We start from the raw sequence: 17483 nt of genomic DNA, 5'->3' as shown, positions 1-17483 counted from the left end.
TTTCAGGCCGCCTTTCTCATCCTGGGATCGATCGCCAGATAGGAGAGATCGACAATGAAATTCATCACGATGACGAGGCCTGCGAAGAACAGCACGACATCCTGCATGACGATGACGTCGCGCTGGGAGAGCGCCTGCAGTGCGAGCCGCCCGAGGCCGGGCAGGTTGAAGACGTTTTCAACCAGCACCGCGCCGGCGACGAGAAAGGTGAATTGCAGCCCGATCATCGTCAGGATCGGGATCATCGCATTCGGCACGATATGGCGCCACAGCACCGCACGGTGTGACAACCCCTTGGCCACCGCGGTGCGGGCAAAATCCTCATGCATCGTGTCGAGCACCGCCGAGCGCGCCACCCGCGTCAACACGCCCGCCTGCGGCATCGCCAGCGCGACGGCGGGCATAACCAGCGCCTGCAGCGCCGGCAGCAGGCCGGCACTCCAGCCCGGGAAGCCGCCAGCCGGCATCAGCCCGAGCATCGTCGAAAACAGAATGATCAACAGCAGCGCCACCCAGAAGGCGGGCACCGCAATGCTGATCTGCGAAAACAGGGTTGCGATGATGTCGAAGATGCCGCCGCGGCGCGAGGCGGCCAGCACGCCGAGCGGCAAGGCAATCGCCACCGAAAGCATAATCGCCATCAGCGCCAACGGCAGCGTCACGGTCAGCCGCTCGACGATCAATCCTGCGACCGGTACGCCATAGGTTAGCGAATTGCCGAGATTGCCGGATAGCACGCCGGTCAACCATTGCCCGTAACGCAGCAGCAGCGGCTGATCGAGCCCGAGATCGTGGCGTAGCGCGGCAAGCGTTTCCGGTGTCGCCGAGGTGCCGAGCAGGATCGAGGCGGGATCGCCGGGCAGAAGGTCCATGATGGTGAAGATCAGCAGCGAGACGATGACGAGCGTGACCAGGAGACCAGTGAAGCGGCGGGCGAGGAGCGGGATCATGCGTGCCACACTTTTGATGTGGAACGGCGAAGGCTGCGACCGGCATTGAACGGCTCGCTATGCGGCTTCCCCTCGCTCATCGTGCCTCTCAATCCGCCTTAACTGTTCGCTCACTCGTCCCAGGAGACGCCGGAGAGCACGTTGGAGGGGATTGGCTCGTTCTCCCACAGCCCTTTCAGGTGTCTGTCCCAGACGCCGAGTTTCGGCATGACGAAGAGGTAGAGCGCCGGCACGTCCTCGGCGAGGATCTTCTGCGCTTCGCCATAGATCGTATTCTGCGCGACCGGATCGGTCGTCTCCTGGACCTTCTTCATCAGCGCGTTGAAAGCGGGGTTCTTATAATTGAAATAATAGGGATCGCGCCCATAGATGTCGATGTCGAGAGGTTCGGCATGGGCAACGATCGTCATGTCGAAGTTGCGGTCCTTCATGATGTCCTGGACCCATTTCGCCGGAAATTCGGTCGGCTCGATATTCATCGTCACGCCGATTTCGGCAAACATTGCCTGCATCACCTGGGCACTGCGCGGCGCATAGGCCATCTGCGGCGATTTGATCGTAAAGGTAAAGCCGTTGGGGTAGCCGGCTTCGGCGAGCAGCGCCTTCGCCTTTTCGACGTCATAGGGCAGCACATTGGTCATGTCCCGATAGCCCGGATCGTTCGGCGTGTAGTGACTGCCGATCGGAGTGCCGAGGCCGGACCAGGCGCCGTCGATCACCGTCTTGCGGTCGATCGCCATCATCAGCGCCTGGCGGACGCGTTTGTCGTCGAAAGGCTTCTTGGCATTGTTCATGCCGGCAACGACCTTGAGCTCGGTATTGCCGATCCTGGTGACGAGCCGCGCATCGCCGTCGAAGGAACTCATCAGTTCGGGTGCGGCAAATTCCGGAAAGGCATCGAGATCGCCGGATTTCAGCGCAGCCGCCTGCGCCTGCGGATCGGCGATGAAGCGGAAGGTCACCTTGTCGAGCTTGGCGGCCGCATCCTTGTTCCAATAATCGGCATTCCTGGTGAGTTCGACCTTGTCGCCCTTCGCCCAGCTGGCGAATTTGAACGGACCGGTGCCCACTGGCGTCGTCTTGTCGTCGGCAGCCGTCTTCGGTGCGACCATCACCGAGGCCGGCCAGCCGAGCCAGTAGATCAGGCTGCCGGTCGGTGCCGAGAGATGCAGCACCAGCGTTTCGGCATCGGGCGTGTCGATCGAGGCGATCGAGGCGAAGAAGCGCTTCTGTGGATTGACCGAATCGGCGCCGCGGGCGCGATCCAGCGAAAACTTGGCGCTCGCGGCATCGAAGGCCTCGCCGTCATGGAATTTGACGCCGGTCTGCAGCTTGAACGTATAGGTCAGGCCATCGGGCGAGATTTCCCAGCTTTTCGCCAGCTGCGGCTGGATCTTGCCGGCCTGGTCGATCGTCACCAGTCCCTCGAACATGTTTTGCCAGGTCACCTGGCCGATCGCGACCGGTGCTGCGATCGTCGGGTCGAGACCGGCCGGCTCGACGCTCATGCCGAGATTGAGGGTAGTCTTTGCCGCCTCGGCCGGCGTCATCGCCGTCATCACCAGGCCGGCCGAAAGTGCGGCACCGAGCGAAAGCCGCCGGGCGAAACGCGCTGAAGGCGCAAACGAAAGCTTGATCATCATGTTCCCTTGTCCGGCCACGCTGCGATGGCAGGCCCTTTTGCGAATAGAATGGCACTATGCCAGTGCACACACAATGACGATTTTGTGTGCTCAGTGTAGCCGAAAAAGCTACACCGCAAATCCGCGGGCAATGCAAGCTCGAAGCGTCAGTCTTTCGTCTCGGCCCGGCGGCTCGTGCGCTCGCGCATGAATCTCTCGATGAAGTCGAGCAGTTTCGTCGCAGCGAAGGACAGCTGCCGGTCCGGCGCGACGCAGAGATCGACATGGGTGCGGATGCCGGTCTTGCCGGCGAGCGGAATAGCAAGGAGCTGACCCGCTTCGATCTCACGGCGAACAGTCAGCGCCGGCAGCAGCGTGACCGCAGCCCCACTGAGCACGAGCTCCTTCAGCATTTCGAGCGAGCTGGTGACGAAGACCGGATCGAGGCTCAGCCCCTCCTTCTCGAACAGCGCGTCGAAGGCCTGGCGGAAGCCGAAGGATTGATCCGGCAGCGCCAGTGCATAGTCGGCGAGCTCCCGGACGGCGATCTCGGCATGCGCTGCCGCAGGATGCTGCGGCGCGGTGATCAGATCATAGACGATCTCGGAACGCAGCCGTACCTTGGTGCCGGACATAGGAGGCGCAAACAGCGTCACCGCGATATCCGCCTCGGCGCTGTTGACGGCGTCGACCGCCTGCCGCGCGCTGGTGATCGTCACGGCAAAGCGCAGCTTCGGATATTTCAGGCTGAATTCGGCGAGCGCCGGCGCCAGCAGATTGGCGACAGTCGCGCCATTGGCATAGATGCTGACGCGGCCGCGTTGCAGGCCCTTCAGGTCTTCGATCAGCTGCTGGACGTGATCGAGTTCGCGCAACGTCCGGCCGGCGCGGGCGGCAAGCAGCTCGCCGGCGGCCGTCAGCTTGACGCCGCGGGCGCTGCGTTCGACGAGCGGCGCACCGAAATGATATTCGAGGTTCTCGATCTGCCGGCTGATCGCCGTCGGCGCGACATTGAGATTCTCGGCCGCCTGGCGCATCGAATTGGTCCTGACCAGCTCGTCGAAATACATCAGCGCCCGGATCTGCATTCACGTCTCTCCGCCATTCGGCATATTAGATCTGTAGAGAGTCTGACCCTATTCAATCAGCCGCTGCTCGCATAGCGGTCGCGCCAGGCCTTTTGAGCGCCCTCGACCGGCAGCGCGGTCGCAGCGTAGACGCCACGGGCGATCGCCCGCGCCATGACGATGGTCGCAAGGTGGCAAAGCTCCATCAGGCTCGCCATGTCGTCTCTTCGATGCTTGGCCGTCGAAGCGGCAAAGACAGTATCGCCGTCGAGCGGCAGGTGCGCCGGCAGCAGTGCCCGGGCGAGGCCGTCATGGCCGGCGAGCGAAAGCCGGTGCGCCTCGGCCTTCGTCAGCTGCGCATCGGTCACCACCGCGCCGATCGTCGTCGCAGGCGTGTTCATGCCCTTGAGCCGCATGCGGTGGTCAGCCACATCAGGCATGCCGAGCCCACCGAATTCCGCATCTTTTTCGAAAGGCGCCGCCCAGAAATGAGGCCCGTCGCCGATCGTTGCGGAGCCGAGCGCATTGACTGCGACGATCGCCGCGATGCGATGCCCGGTGCTGCTGACGGCGCTGGCCGAGCCGAGCCCGCCCTTGACGGTGGCCGTCGTCGCCCCTGTGCCGGCACCTGTCGTGCCGAGTGCGAATGTGCCCTTGGCAGCCGCCTTCAACGCCGCATAACCCATGTCGCGGTAGGGAGAATGAAGGCCCCAATCCTTGGCGCCGCCGTTCAGCAGGTCCATCAGGATCGCCTGTGGCACGATTGGAATGCGCACTGGCCCGACGGCAAAGCCGCGGCCGAGTTCGCGCAGGCCCGCCTGCACGCCGCCGGCGGCATCCAGCCCGAAGGCAGAGCCGCCGGAGAGCACGAAGGCATCCACGGCATTGACGGTCATTGACGGATCGAGCAGGCCGGTGTCGCGCCCGCCGGGCGCACCGCCGAGCACGGTGCCGGATGCGACGGCCGGCTCGTCGAAGACGATGACCGTGACGCCGGAACCGAGCGCAAGGTCGGTCGCATGGCCGACGGAAACGCCTTCGATGTCGGTGATAAGGTTGAGAAGATCGGGCAAGGGCAGATCCTTATGCGGAAAGGCGGCCGATAGGACTGTACTGCATAATTCCTTAAATCGGAATCCATTTAAGGATAAAATTATGCAGCAATTCAAAGTGTTACAGCGTCCCTTGCGCGTCTGACAAAGACGCGCGGCGCTGTAATGCCCTCAAAAAACAAGACCGGCCCCATTTGGCGGGACCGGTCGGACATCGGGAAAAGCCGCGAATGCTAATCGCGGCCTCATGCCCTCAGGCATGAAGCGGCTTCGGATGACGGCGGGTCATCAGGTCATGGATGGCCAGCCGCACCTCATCGGGCGAGCCGAAACGCTGCTCGTCGAGGTCGTGGACATGAAATTTCACGGCGATGAACTTCAGCCGATCTTCGTCGGGAATGACGATCCCGACGGGAACGCCTGCATATTCGATAACTTGCTTCTTCATAGATAGAACTCCTGCCGCACAACATGCGCAGCCATGGCGAATTGACTTGTCTGGTACCGTTGAAAGGAGGACGAACGTCACATTCGACAGTTCGGGCGGGAGAGGGCGCCCGGACGGTCATTGCCAAGCACAGATCGCCCAAGGAGATCGGCGAGAATATCGATGTCTATCATGCTCGTTCCCTATGTTGGCGTTGCACTTGAGGGGTCCCGGTAGAGCCCGGGGCCGGTGATGCTGTCTTTGATAATCTACTAACTTGGTAGAGATTACCCCATAGCCTGTCAGAAACATATTCCGAAACATGTCAAAATATCGACGATCCGAAAAAATTCATTCCGTCGTAGCCCGAACTTACAGAAAGAAACATATCAGTCCTTCGTTAAATTCGCATGACAGAATCGGAAGTTCGATCGATCACCGCGGCAGACATAGGAAGCCTTGCTGTATCCGGCAATGGTCGTTTCATTAAAAATCGACATGCCTCGAAATGACCGATTTGGTTAATGCTGGAAGCCCTGGATCACCAGCCTTCTTCGAGCACCTTCTCCAGCATGTCCGCGAAAAAATCCGCGCTGTCGATGCTGAGGCAGAGCGGCGGTTTGATCTTCAGCACATTTTGGTGATCGCCGGTCGGCTGCATGATGACGCCGAGTTCGAGAAGCCGGTCGCAGATTGCAGCCGTCTCTTCCGTCGCCGGCTCCAGCGTCGTTCTGTCGCGGACGAATTCGAGGCCGAGATAGAGGCCCATGCCGTGCACGGCGCCCGCAATCGGATGGCGGTCGATCAGCGCGGCGAGCCGCGCCTTCAGATGATCGCCGACCGTCCGGGCATTTTCCTGCAGCTTTTCCTCGGCCATGATGTCGAGCACCGTCATGCCGGCGATGCAGCTGACGGGGCTACCGCCGGTAGAGGAAAAGAAAGTGCCCTCCTTCTCCAGCGATTGCGCAATCTCCCGCGTGGTGATGACGGCGCCGAGCGGATGGCCGTTGCCCATGCCCTTGGCGACGGTGATGATATCAGGCACGACCCCTTGCTGCTCGAAGCCCCAGAAATAATGTCCGAGCCTGGAATAACCGACCTGCACCTCATCGGCGATGCAGAGGCCGCCGCGGGCGCGCACCTGCGCGTAGAGCTCTTTGAGATAGCCTTCCGGCAATGGAATGCCGCCGGCATTGCCGTAGACCGATTCGGCGATGAAGCCCGCAAGGCCTTCGCCCGCAGCATCAATTGCCTCAAGCACCGGTGTCGCCATGCCGAGATAATCCGCTGCCGTATCGGGACCACGGAAGTCGCCGCGATAGGTGTTCGGCGAAACGACGGTATGCACCCAGTCCGGCCGGGTGGTCGGTGCCTGCGGATTGTCGGCGATCGAGGTGGAGACGGCGTCGCTCGCCGCTGACCAGCCATGATAGGCTTCGAGCAGGCAGAGCATGTTGCGCGCGCCGCTATGGGCTTGCGCCAGCCGAAGCGCCAGATCGTTCGCCTCCGAGCCGCTGTTGACCAGGAAGACCGCGTCGAGCCCGTCCGGCGACAGGGCGGCGAGGCGTTCGGAAAATTCCGTGATCGCGGCATAGTGGAAGCGCGAATTCGTGTTGAGCCGCAGCCATTGGGCGTGGATTGCTGCCGCGAACCTGGGGTGGCCATGGCCGAGAATGGTGACGTTGTTGACCATGTCGAGATAGGCGCGGCCCTCGACATCGAACAAATGCTCTCGCCAGCCGCGCTCGATCTGCGGCGCCGCCGCGTAATAGTTCTTCTGCGGCCTTGCGAGATGCGCCTGCCGCCTGGCGAAGAGCGCGGCGGTATCAGGTTTCGGTGCATCTGCTTGCGGGCTGAGAAGCAGTGAGGGCGAAGGGCAGAGCACCGACCAGGCCGCCGCCGCGCGCGGTGTGGCAAAGAGTGGCGGTTCGAGACCTGCGACGTTGCAAAGCTGGACGCGCAGCCCGCCGAGCGACGAAGCCTCTCCGATAACCGTGCCGAGCGGATCGCCGCTGGCAACCTCGGCTCCATCCTCGACCGAGAGATCGAGCCCATCGAGATGCAGGGTCATGCTGTCGCTGGCAAGCGTCAGATGCTGGTCCTTCCAGCCGATGCGGCCGGCAAAGGGTGCTGCAATCGCGCTGCCTGCCGCGAGACATATGTCGATATGCAGGGCACAGGTCGCCTGTCCCGTCGCATTTCCCAGGCTCGCGCGGGAAAGCCGATATTCGCCGTAGCGTGTCGCTGCCGTGCCGTTTTCGGTTGCCACGCGGGCAAGCAGCCGCCAGTCCATGTCGGTATTCAGCCAGTTGCCGGCGGAAAAATGCGGGCTCCGCACCCCAAGATCGACATAGGCGATCCCGGCGGGATCGATGTTGGGCAGCAACGGTAGCCATCCCGATGCTTCCGGGGCGGCGACATTTGCGCCGGCCGCCTTGAGGATCGCGGCTTCCATGAGTTCGAAGGGAACGGACATCGCCGTATCGAAGATCGTCCGCTCGTGCTCGAGATTGCCGCGGACATAGTCATTATCGGGATCGACCGAAATCTGCTGCTCGCTGCTGGCAACTAGAATGACCGCGCGTGCGACGGTCAACGGCCAGAGCGCCTTCAGCTCCTCCCCGGTCAGTGGATAGATCGCCTGGTAGGCGGTGACGGCTGGCAGGATATGAAAAGGGTCGCCATCCGCCTGATGCAGCAGCGAAGCGCATGTGACGGCGAGGTCGCCGACCAGCCAGCCGCGGATGATGTCGCCGAAATCGATCACCCCGTCGGGGATCGTATGGCCACGGGCGTCGCGGTGGCCGACGACATTGTCGCCGGTGACGTCATGATGCACGGCCTGCAGCCGAAGCGATGGCGCCAACGGCTGGATGCGGCGAATGGCCATGACCATGGTCTTGGCGATCCGGTCGCGCGCCGCACTGTCGGTGATCGCGGACAGCAGCTGCACCGCGACCGGCCCGGCGCGCCTGAGATCCCATTGCAGGCTGCGGTCGAGACCGGGATGGTTGAAATCGGCAAGCGCCAGCGCCAGCCTGGCGCAGAGCGCGCCGAGGGCTGCAACGGAAGCCGGCGCCAGATAGGTCAGCTCCGTCAGCCCCTGGCCCTCCAGATATTCCAGCAGCCGGACCTGATAGCCCCGCCCGCGCACGGTCAGGACGACGATCTCCCGCCCCTCATTGGTGGGGATCACCTGCGGAACGCGCGGCGCATCCTGCCGGCTTTTGAGGTGATGGATCGCCGCATTCTGCGCTTCGAGCTCGCGGATCTCGTAGGCTGCATGGCAGATCTTCAGGACGTAGCGGCCACGATCGCTATCGACGCGATAGTTTCGATCCTGCTGGCTGCCGAGTTCGGTTAGCGTGCCGGAGAGGCTGTAATGAGCAAGGAGGATCTCTTCCGCGTCGCTGGCGGTGACGTCGGGACGCGGCAGCGCCATGCGATCAACAAGCGCCTCGTCGGTCATGACACCCCTCCCGCTGTATGATTCGATTACCTATTGAACGAGATAATCGAGTACTTGCCGTTGGCAGGCAACGGGAGATTGTCATTCGCCAGCAAAAGAGATGCAGGGTCTAGGCGACGCTCAACCCATGCGTTCGGAGGCGTAACCGCCGGGGCTTGCCGGGAAGACCACGGTGCGGTTGCCGTTCAGGAAGGTGCGGTGGTGGATATGGGCGTGGATGGCACGCGCCAGCACCTGGCTTTCGACGTCGCGGCCGATCGAGACATAGTCGTCGGGCGACTGCGCATGGGTGATGCGCGCCGTGTCCTGCTCGATGATCGGACCTTCGTCGAGATCGGCAGTGACGTAATGCGCCGTCGCCCCGATCAGCTTCACGCCGCGTTGATAGGCCTGCTTATAAGGATTGGCGCCCTTGAAGCTCGGCAGGAAGGAATGGTGGATATTGATGATCCGGCCGGACATTTTCTGGCACATCGCATCCGAAAGCACCTGCATGTAGCGGGCCAGCACGATCAGCTCCGTGCCGGTCTGTTCGACGATATCCATGATCTGGCCTTCGGCCTGCAGCTTGTTCTCCTTCGTCACCTTGATGTGGTGGAAGGGGATGTCGTGGTTGACCACGACCTTCTGGTAGTCGAAATGATTGGAGACGACGCCGACGATATCGATCGGCAGCGCGCCGATCTTCCAGCGGTAGAGCAGGTCGTTGAGGCAATGGCCGAAGCGCGACACCGTCAAGAGCACCTTCATGCGGGCGTTGCCGTCATGGATCTCGGCATCCATGGCGAACCGCTTGCAGATCGGCTCGAAGCCTTCCTTGAGTTCGGCAAGCGGCACGCCTTCCTCGGAGATGAAGCTCACCCGCGTGAAGAACCTGCCGGTATCGAGATCGTCGAACTGGGAACTGTCGACGATGTTGCAGCCCTTGTCGGCCAGATAGCTCGAAATCGCCGCCACGATGCCGCGCGTCGACTTGCAGGATACCGTCAATACGTAACTTGTCATGTCTTTCCCTCTTCCCTCTCCAAGGCCGCCGCTGTGCTTAGATCAAAGCCCGGGCCGCGAATAGGCCGGCGCACTTTCATTCATGCGACAAATTGCAAGAGAAACCATCACGTTTGCGCAAGTTCTCTCATTGCTCAGTCTGAAGCTTAGGAGAAGTTGCGCGAAAAACTGTACCGTCAGCGCCGCTTGGATGCGTATTCTCGCCTTCGGTGCTGAAGTTGGGCATGTCCGCAAAAATGTGCGGCGGTTTTGCGATCGTGACATGCGGAAACAACGAGCTAAAGCGCGGCAAGAGAATCTGATGCGACGCGCTTTAGGCCGGCGGACGGCTCGCCACCGCAACCTTGCGGCGCGGCGTGGTGATCTCATGGATGATCGCGCCGCCGATCGACGAGAGCACCAGCGAGAGGATCACGAAGAGCACCGGCTGCTGCAGGATGCCGATTGGCAGGCGATCGGCGGCGACCCTGAGAAAAGCCAGCGTGAAGGCGTGGGTGATATAGATGCTGTAGGAGCAGTCGCCGAGATAGTTCAGCCATCCGATCAGCGGCAGCCTGGAAAAATCGATGGAGATCGCGCCGTAGACGATGAAGATCGCCGGGATTCCCCAGGCATAGAACCGGCTTTCCGGCGGCATCAGCGCCTCGTTGATGAAGAGAAAGGCAAAGCCCAAGGCCGTTTCCGGCAGCAGCCGGCAGGCAATCAGGATGACGGCAAAGACGGCAAACATCGCCGGGATGCGGCGAGCTTCCTGCAGCGGCAATAGCAGCGCAAAGACGAAGTAGAAGAACATTTCGTAATTCAGCGTCCAGCCCGGAACGACCACCGGCGTGATCGTGCTGGGATCGGCGGGGTTGCTCCATGGCAGGAAGAACAGCGAGGCTGCGAGATGCGGCAGGTCGAACACCGTCGATTTCAGCAATGACGGGGCCACCAGCGCCACCGTCGCCGAAAACAGCGTCGCCAGCCAGTAGAGCGGCACGATCCTCCTGATGCGTCGGCGGGCGAAATCGACCGGGCTCATGGCGCGTCCGCTCGTTGTCAGCCACATCACGAAGCCGCTCAGGACGAAGAAGATGTCGACGCCGGTTTCGCCATAGATGACGGCGGTGGCGTCGACCGCGGGATTGACTTTGGCGAGCTGCAATATCGCGTGGAAATAGACGACCATCAGCGCCGCGATGGCGCGCAGATACTGAAGCTGGACAAGCATCGAGCGTCTTGCTCCCTCGAGCATGATGCCGAAAAGTGTGGGCGGTTTTCGGACGACATCATGCTCTATTTCTTTGATTTAGAACAGGATTCAGATTTTAGGCCGATCCGGCCTAAAATCATCCTGTTCTAGGCTCGCGCGGGCCTCGGTCTCAGCCGTGCCGCTGCGGTCAACTCAATACATCTGCCGGACGACCCTGCCGGATGCGCGGGCTGTCGTGGAAGCGCATATATCCGACGACGAACCACAGGAGACCGGCGATCTTCATCGAGAAGACCGCGGTTCCCCCGATCATCATATTCAGAAAAATGAAAAGAGAAAGTGAATGGGCGCAGCGCCGCTGCGCCGCCGTGCGCCCGGCGGGAAAGAGGCAGACGAACAGCCATAAGGCGATGACGCCGAAGATCGTCGCCGCGTAGATCAGGTAGACATAGCCGCTGTCGGCGAATTCGGCCACCCGGTCGACCGAAAGCCCAAGGATGGCGAGCGGATCGAGCTCCATGATCTTCTTCATCGTCAGATTGATGCGGCCGGTGAAATTGTCGCCGGTCGCATTGGGTTTCAGCACGTAGACGAGGAAGCCGGCGGCGACGATCAGCGGCATCAGCGCCAGATTGAAATTCTTCGGGATCTTCGGAAAGACGAAGTAGCCGACGATGCAGGCAAAGCAGAAGATCAGCATCGTGCGCGTGTCGTTCGTCACCAGGATCAGCACGGCCGTGCCGATCATCAGCAACCGGTCCCAGCGGCCAAGCTTCTCCCACATCGAAATCAGGTAGACCGCGATCACGCCGCAGAAATTGGCCAGCGACACCTGTTCGAGGAAGATCGAGGAGGAACGATGGTCGATGATCCCGAAGGAGAAGCGCTCGGGAAAGCCGAGCGCGTTCTGAAAGAGGCCCGTCGTGTTGTAGCTCAGCGGCAGCAGCCCGCGTGTATTGGCGAAATAGTCGGACGGGTGGACGATGCTGACGTAGAACGGCACGCTGACGATCTCGAAGATCAGGAAGATCATGACGGCAAAACTTGCCCAGCGAAAGGCGAGCTTCATCGTTTTCTCGTTGCTCCAGCCGCCGAGCCCGGTAAAGCAGAAGATAATCAGCACGTTGCGGAAGTGATCGATGAACAGCATGCGGTTGAGCACGCTGACATAGATGGTCACGATGAGCGTGAACAGCAGGAACAGGAAGGCCGGAAGGTCGGTCTCGTAGATCCCCTTGTGCAGGATGTAGATGATGGCGCTCGCCATGATCAGGCCTTCGCTGGCGGCGACATGCGTTATCGACAGCGGCACGATGTTGTGGTTGATGAAGGCGAGAATGCCGTTGTAGAGCACGGAGAGCAGGCCGAGCCAGAGCACCGTATGATCGGTGCGTGATGTCTCGCGGGCAGCATCGAGCCGGTTGCCGGCTACAATGCCGGCTACAGTGAATGTCGCTGTCCTGTGATCGACGACTGCCATGCTCATTTCCCCGCAGGCTTGACGGCCGAGCAAGTGCCGGCATCGGCTTTTGCCGCCTCGGCAAGAAGCCGCATCTGCGGCCGCTCGATGCCCTTGCGCGGCTGGACGTTGAACGGCTCGTCCGCCGGCCACCATTCGCCCGCCGCCCAGTAGGACCAGCCGAGCCAGACATCGCTATTCCCGGACATGGTGGCGTAGATCTCGGTCAGCCCGCTCATGCAATCCTTGTCGGCGGAGGCGCCGAATTCGCCGAGAAAGCCGCGTTTGTGGTTCTGCTTCAGCCAGGCAGTGACGCCGTTGATCGCCGCGACTGCGGCGCCTGCACCTTCGCAGGTCGGATGGGTTCCGGAGGAATCGGCGTCGAGATACTGGTGGACCTCATAGGCGTAGAAGTCGAGCGGATCGCGCACGCCGAGCATCACCGTGCCGTTGGCGCCGCCGATCACATCCTTTTCCCAGCTGCCCGCGCCGCTCCATGCCGTGCCCGGCACCAGGATGAGGTTGCGCGCGCCGACGGCGCGGATGCTGCGGATCGCCGCATTGGCGGCATCCAGCCAGTCCGTTGCCTTGATGTCGTGCGGTTCGTTCATCAGGCCGAAGAGAACGCCGTCCTGATTGGCAAATTCGACGGCAAGCCTTGCCCAGAAATCCCCGAAGGCGGCATCCGTCGCCGGCGCCGTGCCGACCTGGGTCTTGTCGTAATAGCCGAAATTATGCGGGTCGAGCAGAACCGTCATGTCGTGCTTGCGGATCAGACCGATCGTATCTTTGATCCGCTTGAGCTCATCCTCGTCGAGCCGTCCGCCGAGCGCCGGCTGCAGCCGCTCCCAGCGGAAGGGCAGCCGGATGATGGTCATGCCCTTCTTGGCGAAATAGCCGATCGTGTCTTCGCCGGGATAGGTATAGTTGGTGCCGTAGATGCCGCCGCGTTCGCCATATTCACCGCCGGACAAATTAACGCCGCGATAACAGGGAGCCTCGGTCGCAAAGGTCGGCGACGGGATCAGAGCGGCCGCAAGCAGCAGCGCTGTCAGATGTCGTGTCGTCCTCATGGCATCCTCGCAATCGCGGCAAATCGCAACATCGGCGTCGCTGAAGTTATTTTAACGGTCCGTTAGCTAAGAATTTCTAAAGTATCTGCACCTCGGCTTCAGTCTTTCACGCTGGGCGGGACACGAGTGCGCGTATGAACCAGCATGACAGGAACAGGGTAAGCCGGCTCCCTGGCTGGCGCAGTTTTGAGCCGTCTCAGACTGCGCCGGAAGGCGTGCGCATGCGCAGTCCTGTCGTCCGTCCGGATGATTTCGTCCGGCCATCGCCCGAACCCGCCCCGCCACCCGTCGTGCCGCCGGCAAGCATTGCCGAAAGCCGCCAAAATGAGCGTCCGGCGCCTCCTCCAAAACAGCCTGTCGTCGACGCGCCGTTGAATGCAGCGTCGGCACCTGCCGCCCCGCTTCTCGACCTCCGCTCCAGTATCGCCGCGATCTGGAGCCGGCGGTTGGTCGTGCTGGGGCTGGGCCTTCTCGGAGCTGTGGCCGGCGGGGCGGTGGCGCCGCTGATCGCCCAGAAATTCACCGCTGTCAGCAGCCTCTATTTCGACCCACGCCAGATCGGCCTTGCCGACGCCAGCGCGCAATCCTCGGGCCCCTCGCCGGAAATGATCTCGGCGCTGATCGACAGCCAGGTGCAGATCCTGACTTCGGGCAATGTGCTGCGCCGCGTCGCCGAAGCCATGAAGCTCGGCCAGGATCCCGAATTCACCGGCGGTCGGACGGATGGCGCCGCCGTGATCGGCACTCTGCAGAAGGCGCTGGTCATCACCCGCGAGGCCAGCACCTATGTCGTCTCGCTTGCTGCCAYGACCAACGATCCCGAAAAATCCGCAAGGCTTGCCAACCAGGTCGTCACCTCCTTCACCGAGGAGGAGAACAGCGCTTCGAACGGCATCTACGAAAACACCTCGTCGACACTTGATGGACGGCTCAACGACCTGCGCCAGAAGGTGCTGGAAGCCGAGCAGGCTGTCGAAACCTTCCGCGCCGACAATGACATGGCCGCGACCGAGGGCAACCTGATCTCCGACCAGCGGCTCGTCTCGCTGAACACGATGCTGGTGACGGCACAGGAAAAGACCATCCAGGCGAAGGCGCGCGCCGATGCCGTCGCCAATCTCCGCGTCGAGGACATTGTCGCCGGCAACCAGGCGGAGGGCGGCGTCACCTCGCCGCTCGTCAGCCTGCGTCAGCAATATGCCACCCAGGCCGCCGCCGTCGGCAGCCTCGAAAGCCAGATGGGCACGCGTCATCCGCGCCTGCAGGCGGCCCGCTCCTCGCTGCAAAGCATTGGCGGCGAAATCAAGGGCGAATTGCAGCGTCTCGCCACCTCGGCAAGGGGCGAATACGAGCAGGCAAAGGCGGCCGAGGACAGCATCGCCAAGGAGCTTGCCGTGCAGAAGGCGCTACAGGCGAGTTCGTCGGACAAGCAGGTGGAACTGAACGAATTGCAGCGCAAGGCGACGGCGGCGCGCGATATTTACGAGACGGTGCTGAAACGCTCCAGCCAGACGAGTGAAGAGCAGAATTTCAACCAGAGTAACATTCGCGTCATCTCGCCGGCCGAGCCGCCGGTCAAGGCCGATGGTCCGGGAAAGAAAATCCTGCTGGTCGCCGGCATTATCGGCGGTTTTCTTGCCGGTTTCGTCGTCGGCGCGGGTTTTGCGATCCTTGCCGGTCTCTTCGGCCATCCCGTCATCAGAAGTTATTTCAGGAAGTCGCCCGCTGCGGCCGCTTGATGACGGTCGTCGGTTTTCCTACATCGGAAGAACGGCCTATTGCCGGCAGGAGAGTTCCCATGCGGCTGTTGATGATGCTTCTGATATCGCTCGTTGCCGTGCCGAGCCTCGCCCCGGCGTCCGCCTTTGCCGTCGACTGGACGAAATCCGTCGATTCGGGCGTTCAACCCCTCTATCCCTACAAGGGTCTTCCCGGCGTCAAGGCGCAGCCGGACAAGAAAGAGGAGGAATCCTACAATTGCCGCACCGAAACCGTGCAGATCCGCCGTCGTTATGACGAAATCTTCCGTTCCGGCGGCATGCCGACGCTGATGTATGTCTGCGAACGCGACGGCTTCGTTACCACGGGTGGCAAAGTTCCGCTCCGCGGCCACTATCAGCCGGTGCGGTGAGGGGCTTCAGGCGGTCAGCAAAGCCGCTGGATGCGCCTGCCGGAAACGTCCGATCGGAAGCTCCATCCTCAGATAGTCGAAGCCGGCATTTGCTTCCGATCGATCGACGACCGAATATTTGACCATGCCCTCTTCCTCCGTGCGCCGCAGCGGCAGGCTTTCGGCCGCCGCAAAGCCCAGCCGCTTGTAAAGGCCGATCGCTTTTTCATTGTGGGAGAAGACATGCAGCTCGGCGGTTTCGACTCCGAGCCCGGAAAACATCCACTCCAGCAGTGCCCTGCCGCAATGGAACATCAGGTTTCGCATATCGCTCGCCCGGCCGCGGATGACGTTGTCGAATTCGGCCGAACCGGGCCGGATGTTGCAGATGCCGAAATTGCCGAACCGGTTTCCGCCGGGATCGCAAATGACGAATAGGATTCGGTCGGCGGCGGGCAGGGAGATGGTTTCGAGCCACTGCCGCGTGCGTTCCTGGGTGGCGTTAAACTGGCTGAGGAAAAACGGCATCGACTGGTTGCGCCACGTCGTCAGGTCGTCGATCAGGCCGGGCTCGTCGAGCATCGACCTGTCGATGCATTGCAGGTCGCCCACGTGCCTGCCGCTATCGTCCCTGATCGCAAGTCGGAGCCGTCTGGCCGGATCCGCATTGTCCTTGAGGCTGACGATATCGACCTGCGCCATGAACGACTATCCCTGAGTGTCCGCTCACGCCTTGCGGCAGATGCAGTAGCCGCCCGGCGAGGAAGACAGCACCAGCTTGCCGTTCAGAACCGGATCGACTTCGAAGCGGTCGGTTTCCGCCAGATAATCGGTGACGGCCTTCAGCGGCTCGTTGCCGCGCAGCCAGACCTTGGAGCGTTTTGTGAAGGCCTGCTCCTCCGTCAGGTGGCCGATGAGCGTGTCGGCGACGACGAGGTAGCAGCCTTCCGTCACCAGTGGACCGTAGGCGCGGCATTCCGCCAGGACATGCTCGTAGGAATGGTCGCTGTCGAGTACCACCATCACGCGGGCGCCCGGCGGGATCTCGGCCTTCACGGCGGCAAGCACGTCGTCGTCGACTGAACCGCCCTGGATCATCTTGATCCGGTTCGACATCGGATGGGATTCGATCGACTCGCGATTATGGGCGCGGATGTCGATGTCGACGCCGACAACCTTGGCCTTGTCGTTGCCCATGGCGGCGAGGATCGACGCCATGAAGATCAGCGAGCCGCCGCGCGCAATGCCGGTTTCGATGATGACATCGGGCTTGGTCGCCCAGATGACTTCCTGGGTCGCCAGGATATCGACCGGAAGCTGGATGATCGGCACGCCCATCCATGACCAGAGATAGAAATAGTCGAACTTGTCGAGCCCGATGAGTGTGTTCAGCGATTGTTGAAAACTTGCCTCATCCTTGCCGAGCGCAAGCGACATTTCCCGCTTGTGGGCTTCGAATTCGAGACGATCGTCCTTCGTGGTCATGACTGTTCTTTGTCCTTCGCTGTAGGGCTGTCTTAAACCGACTGCCGCAATGCCGTGCTGTTGTGGTAGATCCGCCCGGCCGCCATATCGAGCAGCGTTACCGCTACCCGGTCGATATCGGCTTCGCTCATGTCATGATAGCTCGGCAGGTTGATCGCGCGACCCGGAATGCTCCAGGCGTTCACGTTCTGGGGCCGATCTTCGAACATGGAGAGGCTGGAGAGGGGATAAAAGAAGACGCGCGCATCGATATTGGCGGTCTCGAAGGTCTGCTGCATCATCTCGCGGGTAATGCCCGTCGACGGATGGAAGACGGCGGTCGGCATCCACGCGCCGTTGATCGTGCCGGTGTATTCCGGGTTCATCGTGATGCCGGGCAGCGCCGAAAGCCGGATCATGTAGGAGGCCAGAATTTCGCGCTTGCGGTTGACGAGTTCCTCGATGCGCTCGAGTTGGGCGCATCCGATGGCCGCCTGGATGTTGGACATCTTGTATTTGAAGCCGATCGCATCTGGCCAGAACTGCTTCGTCTGTCCCCGAGCCCGGCCGTGATTGCTGAGCGTCAGCAC

At 61.7% G+C, this 17483-nt stretch carries 15 protein-coding genes; 2 read left to right on the top strand and 13 right to left on the bottom strand.

The genetic code is table 11. The annotated features are described in order from the left end of the window. Positions 1 to 2: 2 nt before the first annotated feature. The 10 genes from AC1ECN_RS08040 to AC1ECN_RS07995 form a co-directional block, all read right to left on the bottom strand. Positions 3 to 950: an ABC transporter permease gene (locus AC1ECN_RS08040; protein WP_130673395.1), complete on the bottom strand. Its 948-nt coding sequence runs from the start codon at positions 948 to 950 to the stop codon at positions 3 to 5. Between the two features lie 110 nt (positions 951 to 1060). Beyond that, positions 1061 to 2590 (bottom strand): ABC transporter substrate-binding protein, encoded by a 1530-nt coding sequence (locus AC1ECN_RS08035; RefSeq protein WP_197727430.1) that lies wholly within the window; start codon positions 2588 to 2590, stop codon positions 1061 to 1063. A gap of 149 nt (positions 2591 to 2739) precedes the next feature. Next, entirely contained in the window at positions 2740 to 3660 is a 921-nt protein-coding gene (locus tag AC1ECN_RS08030; RefSeq protein ID WP_130673397.1) for a LysR substrate-binding domain-containing protein, read from the bottom strand. Between the two features lie 56 nt (positions 3661 to 3716). After that, positions 3717 to 4712 carry a P1 family peptidase gene (locus AC1ECN_RS08025; protein ID WP_130673398.1) on the bottom strand — a complete coding sequence of 332 codons (996 nt, stop codon included), beginning with the start codon at positions 4710 to 4712 and terminating at the stop codon, positions 3717 to 3719. A 232-nt stretch (positions 4713 to 4944) separates the two neighbouring features. Then, a complete protein-coding gene (locus tag AC1ECN_RS08020) occupies positions 4945 to 5139 on the bottom strand; it encodes a hypothetical protein (protein ID WP_003544544.1) in 195 nt (64 codons plus the stop codon). 520 nt (positions 5140 to 5659) lie between these two features. Further along, a complete protein-coding gene (locus tag AC1ECN_RS08015) occupies positions 5660 to 8587 on the bottom strand; it encodes an aminotransferase (protein WP_130673399.1) in 2928 nt (975 codons plus the stop codon). Between the two features lie 120 nt (positions 8588 to 8707). After that, on the bottom strand, positions 8708 to 9592 hold the full coding sequence (gene purU, locus AC1ECN_RS08010) for a formyltetrahydrofolate deformylase (protein WP_130673400.1): 885 nt from the start codon (positions 9590 to 9592) through the stop codon (positions 8708 to 8710). Positions 9593 to 9905: 313 nt separating this feature from the next. After that, the gene (locus tag AC1ECN_RS08005) at positions 9906 to 10805 is read right to left on the bottom strand and encodes an acyltransferase family protein (RefSeq protein ID WP_477952673.1); all 900 of its coding nucleotides are present in this window, start codon (positions 10803 to 10805) and stop codon (positions 9906 to 9908) included. 169 nt (positions 10806 to 10974) lie between these two features. Further along, positions 10975 to 12267, bottom strand: a complete 1293-nt coding sequence (locus AC1ECN_RS08000) for a hypothetical protein (protein WP_130673402.1) — start codon at positions 12265 to 12267, stop codon at positions 10975 to 10977. Positions 12268 to 12269: 2 nt separating this feature from the next. Further along, on the bottom strand, positions 12270 to 13319 hold the full coding sequence (locus AC1ECN_RS07995; RefSeq protein ID WP_130656760.1) for a glycoside hydrolase family 5 protein: 1050 nt from the start codon (positions 13317 to 13319) through the stop codon (positions 12270 to 12272). A 134-nt stretch (positions 13320 to 13453) separates the two neighbouring features. Here AC1ECN_RS07995 and AC1ECN_RS07990 point away from each other — a divergent pair, with 134 nt between their 5' ends. Further along, a complete protein-coding gene (locus AC1ECN_RS07990) occupies positions 13454 to 15058 on the top strand; it encodes a GumC family protein (RefSeq protein WP_477952671.1) in 1605 nt (534 codons plus the stop codon). Positions 15059 to 15117: 59 nt separating this feature from the next. After that, the gene (locus AC1ECN_RS07985; protein WP_018070294.1) at positions 15118 to 15450 is read left to right on the top strand and encodes a hypothetical protein; all 333 of its coding nucleotides are present in this window, start codon (positions 15118 to 15120) and stop codon (positions 15448 to 15450) included. A gap of 6 nt (positions 15451 to 15456) precedes the next feature. On the opposite strand, the gene AC1ECN_RS07980 is transcribed toward AC1ECN_RS07985, so the two are convergent. From AC1ECN_RS07980 to AC1ECN_RS07970, 3 genes are all read right to left on the bottom strand, one after another. Beyond that, positions 15457 to 16131 carry a GNAT family N-acetyltransferase gene (locus tag AC1ECN_RS07980; RefSeq protein WP_018070293.1) on the bottom strand — a complete coding sequence of 225 codons (675 nt, stop codon included), beginning with the start codon at positions 16129 to 16131 and terminating at the stop codon, positions 15457 to 15459. Between the two features lie 24 nt (positions 16132 to 16155). After that, positions 16156 to 16914 (bottom strand): cephalosporin hydroxylase family protein, encoded by a 759-nt coding sequence (locus AC1ECN_RS07975; RefSeq protein WP_017962832.1) that lies wholly within the window; start codon positions 16912 to 16914, stop codon positions 16156 to 16158. Positions 16915 to 16946: 32 nt separating this feature from the next. Further along, on the bottom strand, positions 16947 to 17483 hold a 537-nt coding region (locus AC1ECN_RS07970; RefSeq protein WP_477952668.1), incomplete at its 5' end, for a DegT/DnrJ/EryC1/StrS family aminotransferase.

The sequence above is a fragment of the Rhizobium sp. 01N447_2 genome (assembly GCF_056399245.1).
This window is presented reverse-complemented; position numbering and strand designations above follow the sequence as displayed.

What these genes read in the sequence shown, in the direction of transcription:
- AC1ECN_RS08040 (WP_130673395.1), bottom strand. Translation starts at nt 950, where the DNA reads ATGATCCCGCTCCTCGCCCGCCGCTTCACTGGTCTCCTGGTCACGCTC.
- AC1ECN_RS08035 (WP_197727430.1), bottom strand. Translation starts at nt 2,590, where the DNA reads ATGATCAAGCTTTCGTTTGCGCCTTCAGCGCGTTTCGCCCGGCGGCTT.
- AC1ECN_RS08030 (WP_130673397.1), bottom strand. Translation starts at nt 3,660, where the DNA reads ATGCAGATCCGGGCGCTGATGTATTTCGACGAGCTGGTCAGGACCAAT.
- AC1ECN_RS08020 (WP_003544544.1), bottom strand. Translation starts at nt 5,139, where the DNA reads ATGAAGAAGCAAGTTATCGAATATGCAGGCGTTCCCGTCGGGATCGTC.
- AC1ECN_RS08015 (WP_130673399.1), bottom strand. Translation starts at nt 8,587, where the DNA reads ATGACCGACGAGGCGCTTGTTGATCGCATGGCGCTGCCGCGTCCCGAC.
- purU (WP_130673400.1), bottom strand. Translation starts at nt 9,592, where the DNA reads ATGACAAGTTACGTATTGACGGTATCCTGCAAGTCGACGCGCGGCATC.
- AC1ECN_RS08005 (WP_477952673.1), bottom strand. Translation starts at nt 10,805, where the DNA reads ATGCTTGTCCAGCTTCAGTATCTGCGCGCCATCGCGGCGCTGATGGTC.
- AC1ECN_RS08000 (WP_130673402.1), bottom strand. Translation starts at nt 12,267, where the DNA reads ATGGCAGTCGTCGATCACAGGACAGCGACATTCACTGTAGCCGGCATT.
- AC1ECN_RS07995 (WP_130656760.1), bottom strand. Translation starts at nt 13,319, where the DNA reads ATGAGGACGACACGACATCTGACAGCGCTGCTGCTTGCGGCCGCTCTG.
- AC1ECN_RS07985 (WP_018070294.1), top strand. Translation starts at nt 15,118, where the DNA reads ATGCGGCTGTTGATGATGCTTCTGATATCGCTCGTTGCCGTGCCGAGC.
- AC1ECN_RS07980 (WP_018070293.1), bottom strand. Translation starts at nt 16,131, where the DNA reads ATGGCGCAGGTCGATATCGTCAGCCTCAAGGACAATGCGGATCCGGCC.
- AC1ECN_RS07975 (WP_017962832.1), bottom strand. Translation starts at nt 16,914, where the DNA reads ATGACCACGAAGGACGATCGTCTCGAATTCGAAGCCCACAAGCGGGAA.